This is a genomic window from Lysinibacillus sp. COL-1, assembly GCF_059814265.1.
Window position 1 is genome coordinate 889,089 of the sequence record NZ_JCAWSJ010000004.1, and the last position, 13,675, is coordinate 902,763.

At 39.4% G+C, this 13,675-nt stretch carries 12 protein-coding genes; all 12 read left to right on the forward strand.

Going from position 1 to position 13,675, the window contains the following annotated elements; genetic code table 11:
- The first annotated feature begins 235 nt into the window (after positions 1 to 235).
- The 12 genes from AC6BKE_RS12530 to AC6BKE_RS12585 all read left to right on the forward strand — a co-directional run bounded on the left by AC6BKE_RS12530 (position 236) and on the right by AC6BKE_RS12585 (position 13,666).
- Positions 236 to 4,567, forward strand: a complete 4,332-nt coding sequence (locus tag AC6BKE_RS12530; protein ID WP_089932000.1) for a PolC-type DNA polymerase III — start codon at positions 236 to 238, stop codon at positions 4,565 to 4,567.
- A 334-nt stretch (positions 4,568 to 4,901) separates the two neighbouring features.
- A complete protein-coding gene (gene rimP / locus AC6BKE_RS12535) occupies positions 4,902 to 5,378 on the forward strand; it encodes a ribosome maturation factor RimP (protein WP_036121405.1) in 477 nt (158 codons plus the stop codon).
- A gap of 24 nt (positions 5,379 to 5,402) precedes the next feature.
- Positions 5,403 to 6,542: a transcription termination factor NusA gene (gene nusA / locus AC6BKE_RS12540; protein WP_058843511.1), complete on the forward strand. Its 1,140-nt coding sequence runs from the start codon at positions 5,403 to 5,405 to the stop codon at positions 6,540 to 6,542.
- A gap of 136 nt (positions 6,543 to 6,678) precedes the next feature.
- Complete coding sequence (gene rnpM, locus AC6BKE_RS12545; RefSeq protein ID WP_036121399.1) at positions 6,679 to 6,957, forward strand: RNase P modulator RnpM; 279 nt, start codon at positions 6,679 to 6,681, stop codon at positions 6,955 to 6,957.
- Positions 6,954 to 7,262, forward strand: a complete 309-nt coding sequence (locus AC6BKE_RS12550) for a YlxQ family RNA-binding protein (protein WP_036121397.1) — start codon at positions 6,954 to 6,956, stop codon at positions 7,260 to 7,262. The genes rnpM and AC6BKE_RS12550 overlap by 4 nt, the downstream gene beginning before the upstream one ends.
- Before the next feature lie 14 nt (positions 7,263 to 7,276).
- Positions 7,277 to 9,568, forward strand: a complete 2,292-nt coding sequence (infB, locus tag AC6BKE_RS12555; RefSeq protein ID WP_036121394.1) for a translation initiation factor IF-2 — start codon at positions 7,277 to 7,279, stop codon at positions 9,566 to 9,568.
- The gene (locus AC6BKE_RS12560; protein WP_036121391.1) at positions 9,568 to 9,846 is read left to right on the forward strand and encodes a DUF503 domain-containing protein; all 279 of its coding nucleotides are present in this window, start codon (positions 9,568 to 9,570) and stop codon (positions 9,844 to 9,846) included. Before infB ends, AC6BKE_RS12560 begins: the two co-directional genes overlap by 1 nt.
- Positions 9,847 to 9,924: 78 nt before the next feature.
- Positions 9,925 to 10,266, forward strand: a complete 342-nt coding sequence (gene rbfA, locus AC6BKE_RS12565; RefSeq protein ID WP_036121387.1) for a 30S ribosome-binding factor RbfA — start codon at positions 9,925 to 9,927, stop codon at positions 10,264 to 10,266.
- 111 nt (positions 10,267 to 10,377) lie between these two features.
- On the forward strand, positions 10,378 to 11,289 hold the full coding sequence (gene truB, locus AC6BKE_RS12570) for a tRNA pseudouridine(55) synthase TruB (protein ID WP_036121383.1): 912 nt from the start codon (positions 10,378 to 10,380) through the stop codon (positions 11,287 to 11,289).
- Between the two features lie 12 nt (positions 11,290 to 11,301).
- Entirely contained in the window at positions 11,302 to 12,249 is a 948-nt protein-coding gene (ribF, locus tag AC6BKE_RS12575) for a riboflavin biosynthesis protein RibF (RefSeq protein ID WP_036121380.1), read from the forward strand.
- 173 nt (positions 12,250 to 12,422) lie between these two features.
- Positions 12,423 to 12,692 (forward strand): 30S ribosomal protein S15, encoded by a 270-nt coding sequence (gene rpsO, locus AC6BKE_RS12580; RefSeq protein ID WP_036121378.1) that lies wholly within the window; start codon positions 12,423 to 12,425, stop codon positions 12,690 to 12,692.
- Positions 12,693 to 13,150: 458 nt separating this feature from the next.
- Positions 13,151 to 13,666: a DoxX family protein gene (locus AC6BKE_RS12585; protein ID WP_036121376.1), complete on the forward strand. Its 516-nt coding sequence runs from the start codon at positions 13,151 to 13,153 to the stop codon at positions 13,664 to 13,666.
- Positions 13,667 to 13,675 lie beyond the last annotated feature (9 nt).

The following is a 13,675-nucleotide window of genomic DNA, read 5'->3' on the forward strand; positions in this document are numbered from 1 at the left end:
AATGCTTTTGATAGAGGCTTTCGTAAAATTTTGATAAGATAGAGATAAATAATTCGCGACACTTCTGCGGGACAGTGAGCCAAGCAAGAAACAACAGATGGTAAAACTCTGTTAGGCTTGAAGAGCGCCCGCAGTGAGGGAGCGAATTTTTTTCTTGAATTCTCTCGTGTCTTTGAGACGAATTAGAGGAGGAGGCTTAACAACCTACCTCTTTCTGAAAGTAGGTGTCGTTAGATTGGAACAGCAACAAGAGGCAAGAATGAGACTTCGAATGCTCTTGCAACAATTAGAATTAACAGATGATGTGTACATGTCATTTTTTGAGGAAGGTGAATTATCACGCCTAACAGTCCATAAAAAGGTTAGACTTTGGCATTTCACCATTAAATTACAAGATATACTGCCGTTTCCGTTATATCAGCTTTTCCGTACACATTTAACGGAGAAATTTTCAGCAATTGCACAAATTAATACTACCTTTGAAACGGTAGAGAAAAATGTGACAGAGGAACTGGTGCAAGCTTACTGGTTAAGTGTTGTGGAACAAATTGATGAGATGGCACCGACGCTTAAAAGCTGTCTCATCTCTCAAGTGCCAATGTGGAATGGTCAAAAAATTACTTTGTCCTGCATGCAGGAAATGGAATTTATGATGCTGAAAACAAAGTATGCTGACAAGCTTTCCGAAAGCTATGGTCAATTCGGCTTCCCCCATATGGTAATCGACTTTGTACTACAAGAAGAGACGGAAGAAATGATCGCGGCACAAGAGGCGTTTATGGAGCAGAAACGTATGGAAGAAGTGGCCCTAGCGCAGCAAGCGATGCAAGATTTCCAAAAACGTGAGCAAGAGAAAAAGGATAACCCGGCATTGGCGAATCTTGGTGACCGTCCATTCCAGCTTGGAATGCATATTAAAGATGATGAAATAGTGGAAATTAAACGGATTGTCGAGGAAGAACGCCGTGTCATTATTGAAGGGTTTGTTTTTGATACGGAGATTAAAGAGCTAAAAAGTGGACGCTCCTTATTACAAATTAAAATTACCGACTATACAGATTCCATCATCGTTAAAATGTTCTCTCGTGATAATGATGATGCAGAATTAATGCAGCATCTGAAAAAGGGCATGTGGGTTAAAGTGCGAGGCTCTGTTCAAACGGATACATTCATCCGTGATTTAATTGTCATGGCGAATGATATTAATGAAATCAAAAAAGAAACACGACAAGATTTAGCACCAGAGGGCGAAAAACGTGTTGAGTTACATTTGCACACACCGATGAGCCAAATGGACGCAGTTACACCTGTTGACCGGCTTGTTGCACAGGCCGCAAAATGGGGGCATCCAGCAATAGCTATTACGGATCATGCTGTTGTGCAATCCTTCCCTGAAGCATATGCAGCAGGAAAAAAACATGGGATCAAGGTCATTTATGGTCTAGAAGCAAATTTAGTAGATGATGGTGTACCGATTGCCTATGCTCCTGAACATCGTTTATTAGCAGACACAACGTATGTTGTCTTTGACGTAGAAACAACAGGGCTATCTACGGCTTACGATACGATTATTGAATTGGCCGCAGTAAAAATTAAAGACGGGCATGTCATAGATAAATACGAAAGCTTTGCCAATCCACATCATCCACTTTCGGCTACTACCATTGAACTAACAGGAATTACAGATGATATGGTTCGAAATGCACCTGAAGTGGAGCAAGTGATTAAAGAATTTCATGCCTTTATTGGTGACGCAATAGTTGTTGCTCATAACGCATCATTTGATATAGGTTTCTTATATACAGGCTATAAGAAATTTGGCCTTGAAGGAACAACCCATCCGGTCATTGATACATTAGAGCTTGCAAGATTGCTTTATCCTACTATGAAAAATCATCGTTTAAACACACTGTGTAAAAAATTCAATATTGAATTAACACAACATCACCGAGCGATTTACGATACAGAGGCGACAGGCTATCTACTATTACATTTATTAAAAGATGCAGATGAGCTAGCGATTAATTACCATGACGACTTCAATAAGCATATTGGTGGTGGCGATGCCTATAAAAAAGGTCGACCAATGCATTGTACGATTTTAGCCGTTGATAATGTGGGCTTAAAAAACTTATTTAAAATCGTCTCACATTCTCATACGAAAACATTCTATCGTGTTCCTCGAGTGACACGGGCTGTACTCGAGCAGTATCGCGAAGGTTTATTAGTAGGTTCAGGCTGCAGTAATGGTGAACTCTTCGAAACGATGATGAATAAGTCACCTGAGGAAGCAGAGCAAGTTGCTCGATTCTATGATTATATCGAGGTACAACCGAAAGCTGTGTATGCGCCACTAATTGAACGCAATGTTGTACGTGATGAATGGACGTTAGAGGATATTATTCGTAAGCTTGTTAAGCTTGGGAAGAAGATAGATAAACCTGTTGTTGCCACTGGAAATGTCCACTATTTAGATCCAACAGATGCCATGTTTAGGCAAATACTTATTGGTTCACAGGGTGGAGCTAATATTTTAAATCGATCCAAGCTACCTGAGGTTCATTTTAGAACAACGGATGAAATGCTCAAGGAATTTGATTTTTTAGGACCAGATCTTGCAAAAGAAGTGGTTGTAACGAATGCGCAAAAAATTGCAGAGAGTATTGGTGATGTAAAACCGATTAAGGATGACCTCTATACACCAAAAATTGAAGGCTCCGATGATGAGGTAACCAATTTAACGTACGAAATGGCCCATCGTATTTATGGTGAGGAGTTACCAGAAATCGTGAAAGCTCGAATTGAAAAAGAATTAAAATCGATTTTGGGACACGGCTTTGGTGTTATTTATTTAATTTCAGCCAAACTGGTGAAAAAGTCATTAGCTGATGGCTATTTAGTTGGTTCACGTGGTTCGGTTGGTTCTTCATTAGTCGCAACCTTCATGGAAATTACAGAGGTTAACCCATTACCTCCTCATTATATTTGTCCTAATTGTAAGCATTCTGAGTTTTTTGATGATGGTTCGGTCAGCTCAGGCTTTGACTTGCCAAATAAAGACTGTACGGAATGCGGCACACCTTATAAAAAAGATGGACAAGATATACCATTTGAAACCTTCCTTGGTTTTAAAGGTGACAAGGTACCCGATATCGATTTGAATTTTTCTGGTGAATACCAACCACAAGCTCATAACTATACGAAGGTGCTATTTGGAGAGGATTATGTTTATCGTGCTGGAACTATTGGTACAGTGGCAGAGAAAACAGCATATGGCTATGTAAAGGGCTATGCAAATGATCATAATTTACATTTCCGAGGTGCGGAAGTCGACCGTTTAGTGCAAGGCTGTACAGGAGTAAAACGTACATCTGGGCAACACCCTGGGGGAATTATCGTTGTACCTGATTACATGGATATTTATGACTTTTCTCCAGTGCAGTTCCCTGCAGATGCACAGGATGCAGAATGGCGGACAACCCATTTTGACTTCCACTCTATTCATGACAATATTTTAAAGCTTGATATACTTGGACACGATGATCCGACGGTTATCAGGATGTTGCAGGATTTATCTGGAATAGATCCAAAAACAATCCCAACCGATGATCCTGTCGTAATGAAAATTTTTAGTTCTCCAGAAACGTTAGGAGTCACAGAAAAGCAGATTGGCTGTAAGACAGGAACATTGGGTATCCCGGAATTTGGTACACGTTTCGTACGTCAAATGCTTGAAGATACAAAGCCTTCCACATTCTCAGAGCTTGTCCAAATTTCTGGACTTTCCCACGGAACCGACGTATGGCTAGGCAACGCACAGGAATTAATTCAAAACGGTACATGTGTGCTGAAAGAAGTAATTGGTTGTCGTGATGATATTATGGTGTATTTAATTTATCAAGGTCTAGAACCATCACTGGCCTTTAAAATCATGGAGTCTGTACGTAAAGGGAAAGGCTTATCTGAGGAGTTTGAAGCTGAGATGCTCGCCAATAAAGTCCCAGGCTGGTATATCGAATCTTGTAAAAAGATAAAATATATGTTCCCGAAAGCCCATGCGGCAGCATATGTGCTAATGGCTGTACGTATTGCTTGGTTCAAGGTACATTTCCCAATCCTCTATTACGCAGCGTATTTCACAGTTCGTGCAGATGACTTTGATTTAATTGCGATGGTTCAAGGGTCGCAAATGATTCGAGCACGTATTGATGAAATCAATATGAAAGGTTTAGATGCATCCACTAAAGAGAAGAACTTATTAACGGTGATGGAGCTTGCATTGGAAATGTGTGAACGAGGCATGAGTTTCCAGAAAGTTGACTTATACCGTTCTCAAGCAAGTGAATTTGTTATTGATGGCAATTCATTAATTCCTCCGTTCGATGCGATTCCAGGACTTGGAACCAACGTTGCCAAAACGATTGTAGCCGCTCGGGAAGAGGGAGAGTTTTTATCCAAGGAAGATTTACAGCAACGTGGGCGTGTATCGAAAACACTTATCGAATACATGGACCAACTTGGTTGCTTAGAAGGCATGCCTGATGCCAATCAGTTATCACTTTTTTAGTAAGTGATTTGTGTCGTGGCGAAAGGTCACTGTAGAATTTCAAAATCCTGACACAATATGGTTAACTGTCATGAAGGAAATTTGCATTGTGCCGAGAACTGTGCTATCCTTATGGTAATAATTTGTTGATATTTTTCCAGCAAAAGAGTGGGGCATACCCGCTCTTTTCTGTTGTTATACCGTAGCAAAACAAATTTTGACTAACAGCAGGTAAGACCGTAAAATTTCACCAAAGCAACTGGTGGAATTTCTGTTTTATTATGATTCATTACTGCATTAACTTACAGTGATGAACAATTCATACGCTAGAATTTGATAAATACAGGAGGCAACAATGAGCAAAGTACCATCTTTAATTGAAGAGCTCGCTAAACCAATTGTGGATGAGTTAAATCTTGAGCTAGTGGATATTGAGTACGTCAAAGAAGGACGTAACTGGTTTTTACGTGTTTATGTCGATACGCCTGAGGGTGACATTGACATTGACCAATGTGCTCAAGTTAGTGAACGACTAAGCCTGTTATTGGATGAAAAAGATCCAATTACACAAAACTATTATTTAGAAGTTTCTTCACCTGGAGCAGAGCGCCCCTTAAAAAAAGATACGGATTTTGAAAAAGCAATTGGCAAATTTATTTATGTAAAAACTTATGAACCCATTAAGGACATGAAGGAATTCCAAGGCTACTTAACGTCATACGATGAACATACATTAGTGGTGGAAGTACGTATTAAAACACGTAAAATGACAGTAACAATTGAACAAGAAAAAATCGCATTGGCACGACTTGCCATTGATTTTTCAGCATAATGCATATTTAGGAGTGAAAACAAAATGAGTAGTGATTTGTTAGATGCGTTGAATGCGCTAGAAGAACAAAAAGGAATTTCAAGAGATGTGTTAATTGAAGCCATTGAAGCGGCATTAGTTACAGCTTACAAACGCAACTTTAATCAAGCACAAAATGTTCGAGTGGACTTAAATTTAGATAAGGGCTCTATTCGTGTATTTTCACGTAAAGATGTTGTGGAAGAGGTAGAAGATGATCGTTTGCAAATTTCTTTAGAAGATGCAAAAGTCATTAATCCAGCTTATCAGCTAGAAGATATCGTGGAACAGGAAGTAACACCACGCAACTTCGGACGTATTGCCGCACAAACAGCAAAACAAGTTGTCACACAACGTGTACGTGAAGCGGAGCGAGGATTAATCTATGAGCAATATGTAGACCGTGAAGATGATATCGTAACAGGTGTCGTGGAACGTTTGGATGCTCGAAATATCTATGTAGGTTTAGGGAAAGTAGAAGCTGCATTGCCAATTAATGAACAAATTCAAGGCGAATCTTATCATCCACATGATCGTATCAAAGTATATATTACAAAGGTTGAGCGTACGACACGTGGACCACAAGTGATTGTGTCTCGTACACATCCTGGTTTATTACGTCGATTATTTGAGATGGAAGTACCTGAAATTTATGAAGGTATTGTAGAAATTAAATCAATTGCTCGTGAAGCTGGAGATCGCTCTAAAATTTCTGTCCATGCACATAATGAAGAAGTAGATCCAGTAGGTTCATGTGTTGGAGCTAAAGGTGCTCGTGTACAAACGATTGTCAATGAACTAAATGGTGAAAAAATTGATATTGTAGAATGGTCTGAAGATCCAATTGTATTCGTAGCCAATGCATTAAGCCCATCGAAAGTATTAGATGTTCAAGTGAACGAGGAAGAAAAATCAACTACGGTTGTCGTACCAGACTATCAATTATCATTAGCAATTGGTAAACGTGGGCAAAATGCACGTCTAGCTGCAAAGCTTACTGGTTGGAAAATTGATATTAAGAGTGAAACAGATGCTCGTGAATTAGGTATTTATCCTTCTGCTACAAGCACTTTCATCCCTGCTGAAGATGAAGAAAGTGATTTTGATGACGTGGCAGTTGACTTATATCAAGACGACGAAGAATAAGTAAGAAAGCCCGTGTGACGAGTTAGCTGACAGTATTCAGTGGGCCCCCTACGCCGACTGAATACTGTCAGAGCGTCAAGTAGAGCATGACTTGTCCACCTCTTACGACAAGCTTCAGAGAGGAATGGTGATTCTTATGGCTGTAAACAAAAAGGTACCTCTTCGTAAATGTGTAGCAACTGGAGAAATGCTACCAAAGAAAGAGATGGTACGTGTTGTTCGTTCAAAAGAGGGCGAAGTAAGTGTAGATATCTCCGGAAAAAAGCCTGGGCGTGGTGCATATGTATCTAAATCAGAGAATGCAATCGACATCGCGCGCAAAAAAAATGTATTAGGGCACCAGCTTGATGTTAAAATTCCTGAAGAAATTTATGAGGAACTTATTTTGCTGATTCGTAGGGAGTCAATTTTATGATAAATCAAGCAATATTTAATTTGCTTGGGATCGCAGCAAGAGCACGTAAAGTGATTTCAGGAGAAGAGTTAGTAGTAAAGGAAGTTCGGAATGGCAATGCTAAGCTAGTATTGCTTGCAAACGATGCCTCTAAAAACTCTAGTAAGAAAATTCAAGATAAGTGCACGTACTACAACGTTGAGTATCATGTAATTGGAGATCGCTATGATCTAGGACATGCTACAGGTAAGGAGGCCCGAGTGGCTTTAGCTATTACCGATAAAGGTTTTGCACGTAAATTGTCTAGTCTACTCAACGAAAACTAATCGGGGGTGAGCAGATGACCAAAATCAGAGTTCATGAATATGCGAAGCAAGTGAATAAAACGAGTAAAGAGGTTATTGAAGCACTAAGTAAATTAAATGTGAGTGTAACAAACCATATGTCGATGTTGGAAAAAGATATTGTGGCAAAGTTAAACCAATCATTTAAAGCAACACCTGAGAAAAATGTAGCAGCAAAAAAAACCATTCAAAATATGGGGCAAAGACCTCAATCGAATGGACAGCAAAAACCACAGCATTCGGTGAAAATGCAAGAAGGACAAAGGCAGCAATCTGCTACTTCTAAGCCTAAAGCAAACAATCAGCAACACACACAGCAAAACTCAAATTCGTCTAACGAAAAATCTAAGAATACAAAAGGTAATCAAAATAGAAATATGACACAAAATAATAATAATAACAATAATAATAATAATCGTAGAGGTGGCGGTGGTTACAACCAACGTCCAAAACCAGGCATTCATGGAGGCAAACGTCGCCATCCAAAAACGCATCAACCGTCTATACCAGTAAAACAAAAGGAACTGCCAGAAAAAATTACTTTTGTTGAATCATTATCAGTAGCGGAATTAGCAAAAAAATTACACCGTGAGCCATCTGAAATCATTAAGAAATTATTTATGCTTGGTGTAATGGCAACAATTAACCAAGAATTAGATAAGGATGCAATTGAATTAATCTGCGCAGACTACGGTGTAGAAGTGGAAGAAGAAATTCGTGTAGATATTACGGATTTAGAAACACACTTCGAGCAAACGGAAGAAGTGAACGAAGCAGTATTATCAGAACGTCCACCAGTTGTAACAATCATGGGTCACGTTGACCACGGTAAAACAACATTATTGGATTCTATTCGTAATACGAAAGTGACAGCAGGAGAAGCCGGTGGTATCACACAACATATTGGGGCATACCAAGTAACGGAAGGTGACAAGAAAATTACTTTCCTTGATACACCAGGACACGCTGCTTTCACAACAATGCGAGCACGTGGAGCAAAAGTAACTGACTTAACCATTTTAGTAGTTGCTGCTGATGATGGTGTCATGCCGCAAACAGTAGAAGCGATTAATCACGCTAAAGCAGCCGAAGTACCAATTATTGTAGCTGTGAATAAAATGGATAAACCATCAGCAAATCCTGATCGTGTCATGCAAGAATTAACAGAGCATGGCTTAGTTCCTGAAGCATGGGGCGGCGAAACAATTTTCGTACCGATTTCTGCATTAAAAGGTGAAGGCATTGATACATTGTTAGAAATGATTTTACTTGTAGCCGAGGTTGGTGAGCTTAAAGCGAACCCGGATCGTTTAGCGCTTGGTACAGTTATTGAAGCACAGCTTGATAAAGGACGTGGCTCTGTTGCTACGCTATTAGTACAAGATGGAACATTAAAAGTAGGAGATCCAATTGTTGTAGGTCATACGTATGGTCGTGTACGTGCGATGGTGAATGACAAAGGTCGTCGTGTAAAAGAAGCTGGCCCATCGACACCAGTAGAAATTACAGGTTTAAACGATGTACCTCAAGCTGGTGACCGCTTCGTAGTCTTTGAAGACGAGAAAACAGCACGCCAAGTTGGTGAAACTCGTGCTATGTCAGCAATTCAAGCACAGCGTTCAGAAAAACAACGTGTTACGTTGGATAACTTATTTGAACAAATGAGCCAAGGCGAAATGAAAGAGCTTAACTTAATTGTGAAAGCTGACGTTCAAGGTACTGTTGAAGCAATGGCTGCCTCATTAATGAAAATTGATGTAGAAGGCGTAAATGTGAAAATTATTCACACAGGTGCGGGTGCTATTACAGAATCTGATATTTCTCTTGCAGCAGCTTCCAATGCGATTGTTATTGGATTTAACGTACGTCCAGATGTTAACGCAAAACGTGCTGCAGAAGAAGAGGGTGTAGATATTCGCTTACACCGCATCATCTATAAAGTAATTGAAGAGATTGAACAAGCGATGAAAGGTATGCTTGATCCTGAGTTTGAAGAAAAAATTATTGGTCAAGCAGAAGTTCGTCAAACAATTAAAGTATCAAAAGTTGGTACAATTGCTGGTTCATATATAACAGAAGGAAAAGTAACGCGTGATTCAGGTGTACGTGTAATCCGCGATAACGTGGTTATATTTGAAGGTGAGCTAGATACGCTTAAACGCTTCAAAGATGAAGTGAAAGAAGTAGCAAGAGGATACGAATGTGGTATTACGATTACAAACTTCAACGATATTAGAGAAGGCGATATTATTGAAGCCTATATTATGGAAGAAGTTAAACGCGTCTAATGATCGTTTATGCAGAGGTTGAATTCATCATTCAAACTGCCCATTCGTTAAAGGAAAAACGCGCTGTCTTACAGCGTATGATTACCCGCACAAAGCAGAAATTTAATGTTTCTATTGCGGAAATTGACCATCAAAATGTATGGCAGCGTACGAAATTAGGACTTGTTGCTGTTTCTTCATCAAAAGATGCAGCTGAACGGGAAATAAATCATGCGCTCCATTATTTGCAGTCAAATCCATCATGGGAACAGCTTGATGTGTGGCGAGATTATTTATAAGCAATAGTAGATAGCTGTAAGCTTGATACAGCAATGAAATGCACAGCTATCTGTACATCGAAATAGAGGTGACAAATTATGTCTCTACGTTCAAACCGTGTTGCTGAGCAAATGAAAAAAGAGCTTGGCGATATTATTGGCCGTAAAATAAAAGATCCGCGTGTTGGTTTTGTGACTGTTACAGGTGTTGATGTAACGGGTGATTTACAGCAAGCGACAATTTATATTACATCTTTAGGCAATGAGCGTGAACGTGAAGAAACGCTTAAAGCTTTAGTAAAAGCTTCTGGCTTCATTCGATCAGAAATCGGATCACGCATTCGTTTACGACGTACACCAGAACTACTCTTTGAATTTGATTCATCGATTGAATATGGTAACCGTATTGATTCATTGTTAAGAGGTTTACACAAAGAATAAGCTAAAAAAGTCTGCCACATGCATGTTAATGCAGGCAGACTTTTATCTTTATGGAAAAGGATTATGTCAATACGTAATCGATGATAGAGAAGGTAACTGGGAGGCACTAATATGAACGGTATTTTACCACTTTGGAAAGAAAGAGGCATGACGAGCCATGATTGTGTCTTTAAATTACGGAAAATTTTGCGCACAAAAAAAGTTGGGCATACAGGGACACTAGACCCGGGAGTAGAGGGTGTGCTACCTATTTGTATTGGCCAAGCAACGCGTATTGCTGAATATTTAACCGATGCAGGAAAGGTCTATGAAGCTATCATTTCAATCGGCCGTACTACAACAACAGAGGATGCAGAAGGCGAAACGGTTGCGCAAGATCAGACCACAAAAAGCTTTTCTCGTGAGCAGCTGTTAGAGGTGTTAGCTACATTAACAGGTGTTATTGAACAAACGCCACCAATGTTTTCAGCCGTAAAAGTAAATGGAAAACGTCTCTACGAGTATGCCAGAAAAGGTGAAACGGTTGAAAGACCAACACGTCAAGTAACGATTTATGCTTTAGAGCTGCTTGATGAGATTGAACAATATGAGGGGCAAGAGATTACATTTCCGGTCCGTATTGCTTGCAGTAAAGGGACCTATATTCGTACACTAGCTGTGCAAATTGGTGAAGCTCTTGGCTATCCTGCACATATGAAGGAGCTCGTACGCACAGCCTCAGGCACTTTTACTCGTGATAACTGCTTTACATTAGCGCAAGTTGCTGAGCTAATGGATGCAGAGCAAGCAGCTACCTGTATTTTACCTGTCGAGTATGCATTAGCAGACTATCCATATATTGAGATTACTGCCGCCAATGAAAAGGAAATTTTCAATGGACAAGTGCTTCCAGCAGATGCATTATTAAAGAGTCATGATAAAATTGTGTTTGGAATCAATGGAAAGGCAGTGGCGGTTTATCAGGCTCACCCTACGAAGGATGGTTTGATGAAGCCACACAAGATGTTTCCGACGATAGAGTAGGAGGATTTTTCAATGGAGGTCATTCATTTAAAATACCCACATCAATTACAGCAACGAGAAAGCATGCAGCCATATTCGCTTGCTCTTGGCTTTTTCGATGGTGTACATAGAGGGCATCAGGCAGTTATCAAGACAGCGAAGGAAGAGGGAAATAAGCGGCAAATTCCGACTGCAGTGATGACATTTGATCCACATCCTTCATTAGTTCTTGGTGGACGTAATGAAAAAGTTTTTTATATTACACTCTTACAACAGAAATTACAGCTCTTTGAAGAACAGGGTGTGGATACGGTGTTTGTTGTTCATTTCACCTCTGATTTTGCTAAGCTTTCACCAGCAGCATTTATTGATACTTTTATTCGTGGATTAAATATTCAACATGTTACAGCTGGCTTTGATTATTCGTTTGGGGCATTCGGAAAAGGAACTATGGACGATATGCGTGCATTAAGTAATGGTGAGTATGGTGTAACCATTGTGGAGAAGAAAACAGACGATGTTGAGAAAATCAGCTCTACCCGTATCCGCAAGCTACTACAAGAGGGCGATATGGAAGAAGCTACAACACTATTAGGCAGACCATTTGAAATCAATGGGATTGTTGTACACGGTGATAAACGCGGACGTACTATTGGCTTCCCTACTGCAAATGTCCAAGCTTTAGAAGGCACTTTCATTCCAGCAAGTGGTGTTTATGCTGTTCGTTTACTCGTGCAAAATAACTGGTATGATGGTGTTTGTAATGTGGGCTACAAACCAACTTTCAAAGATCCAAATGATAAGCAATTATCGATTGAGGTCCATATTTTAAACTTTGATAAAAATATTTATGGTGAAGAAGTACATGTAGCTTGGTACAAACGGATTCGAAGCGAACGAAAATTCGATGGGATTGAGGCGTTGAAAGCGCAAATCGAAAAGGATAAACAAGAAGCTATCCGATACTTTAACGATTTGTAAGCGTCACAGCATGATGAGATGACAACATTCAAGCCGACGTTTTACTTGCTTGATCAAATGATTTATGGTAACATTCATAAGTGCATAAATGCTTAACCTTAGCTCGGTATATCGATGACTCCAACGTTTACTGTGCTAATGGGGATTCATTATATTTTAGGAGGTCCATTCAAATGGCTATTACAAAAGAACGTAAAAACGAAATTATCGCTGAGTACCGTACTCACGAAAGTGACACTGGTTCACCAGAAGTACAAGTTGCAGTATTAACAGAGGAAATCAACGCTCTAAATGCTCACTTACGTACACACAAAAAAGATTTCCACTCTGAGCGTGGTCTTCTTAAAATGGTAGGTCGTCGTCGTCACTTATTAAAATATCTTCGTGAAACAGACGTACAACGTTACCGTGAACTAATCAACCGTTTAGGCTTACGTCGCTAATTCAAAGCGCAAGTATAGCTGTATTAGACTGTAGACAAATTTTAGTTTGTCTACAGTCTTTTTTTATGGTTGAAACTTGCGACATATATGCAGCGTATTGTTCATAATGCAGGTTTATTCTCGTCTATTATTTTATGTTGTTCAACAATAAGCCATAACTTTATTACACAACGATGAACGAATCACCAAAACAATTTAGTATGGTTGAAAAGGATGGTATATTCTAATCACATTTCGCAACCAAATTCAAAAACTATGCGATAGTCTATCCTTGTTGCTGCTCAATGCATTGAACGAATTGAATAGGGGTTGTTTTTTCGTTTACGAATGAATAGTCATTTATAAAATGTTCACAATCTACGAAGGACAACAGGGTGCAAGTGTGGAGAATAGCTGATCTCTATAGATTTATTGAAGACCGTTGTGAAAAGTAAAAAATAGAGAGTAGGGATTGGTTAATGTTTAATACATTTTTAAGAGAGAATAACATTGTTGCTGCTATTCTAACAGCCGTGCGTATTTACTTGGGCTGGCATTGGCTGACAGCAGGTTGGAGTAAATTGACGAATGGATTTGATGCCTCAGGGTTTTTAACATTTGCATCAGAGAATCCTGTCATGAGTGGAGAAAAAGTGGTATATCCTACATATGTAAAATTTATAGAGTCATTTGCCTTACCAAATGCTGAAATATTTAATGTGGTCATTCCTTGGGGAGAATTCCTTGTCGGTCTTGGCTTAATACTAGGGTGCTTAACTACATATGCAGCATTTTTTGGAATGGTTATGAATTTTGCCTTCTTGCTAGCTGGTACGATTTCTAGTAATCCATTTGATATTCTACTGGCGATCTTTATCGTTGTGGCAGGCTATAATGCTGGGAAATTTGGACTTGATCGCTTCGTAATGCCTATCATAAGCAAAAAAATGAAGCTAGAAAAAAATACAATGCACTCCATGACGAAAACTACATAACTTACGATT

Excerpts from the sequence above, each read along its gene's own strand:
- rimP (WP_036121405.1), top strand. The coding sequence starts at position 4,902 with ATGAGCAAAGTACCATCTTTAATTGAAGAGCTCGCTAAACCAATTGTG.
- nusA (WP_058843511.1), top strand. The coding sequence starts at position 5,403 with ATGAGTAGTGATTTGTTAGATGCGTTGAATGCGCTAGAAGAACAAAAA.
- rnpM (WP_036121399.1), top strand. The coding sequence starts at position 6,679 with ATGGCTGTAAACAAAAAGGTACCTCTTCGTAAATGTGTAGCAACTGGA.
- AC6BKE_RS12550 (WP_036121397.1), top strand. The coding sequence starts at position 6,954 with ATGATAAATCAAGCAATATTTAATTTGCTTGGGATCGCAGCAAGAGCA.
- infB (WP_036121394.1), top strand. The coding sequence starts at position 7,277 with ATGACCAAAATCAGAGTTCATGAATATGCGAAGCAAGTGAATAAAACG.
- AC6BKE_RS12560 (WP_036121391.1), top strand. The coding sequence starts at position 9,568 with ATGATCGTTTATGCAGAGGTTGAATTCATCATTCAAACTGCCCATTCG.
- rbfA (WP_036121387.1), top strand. The coding sequence starts at position 9,925 with ATGTCTCTACGTTCAAACCGTGTTGCTGAGCAAATGAAAAAAGAGCTT.
- truB (WP_036121383.1), top strand. The coding sequence starts at position 10,378 with ATGAACGGTATTTTACCACTTTGGAAAGAAAGAGGCATGACGAGCCAT.
- ribF (WP_036121380.1), top strand. The coding sequence starts at position 11,302 with ATGGAGGTCATTCATTTAAAATACCCACATCAATTACAGCAACGAGAA.
- rpsO (WP_036121378.1), top strand. The coding sequence starts at position 12,423 with ATGGCTATTACAAAAGAACGTAAAAACGAAATTATCGCTGAGTACCGT.
- AC6BKE_RS12585 (WP_036121376.1), top strand. The coding sequence starts at position 13,151 with ATGTTTAATACATTTTTAAGAGAGAATAACATTGTTGCTGCTATTCTA.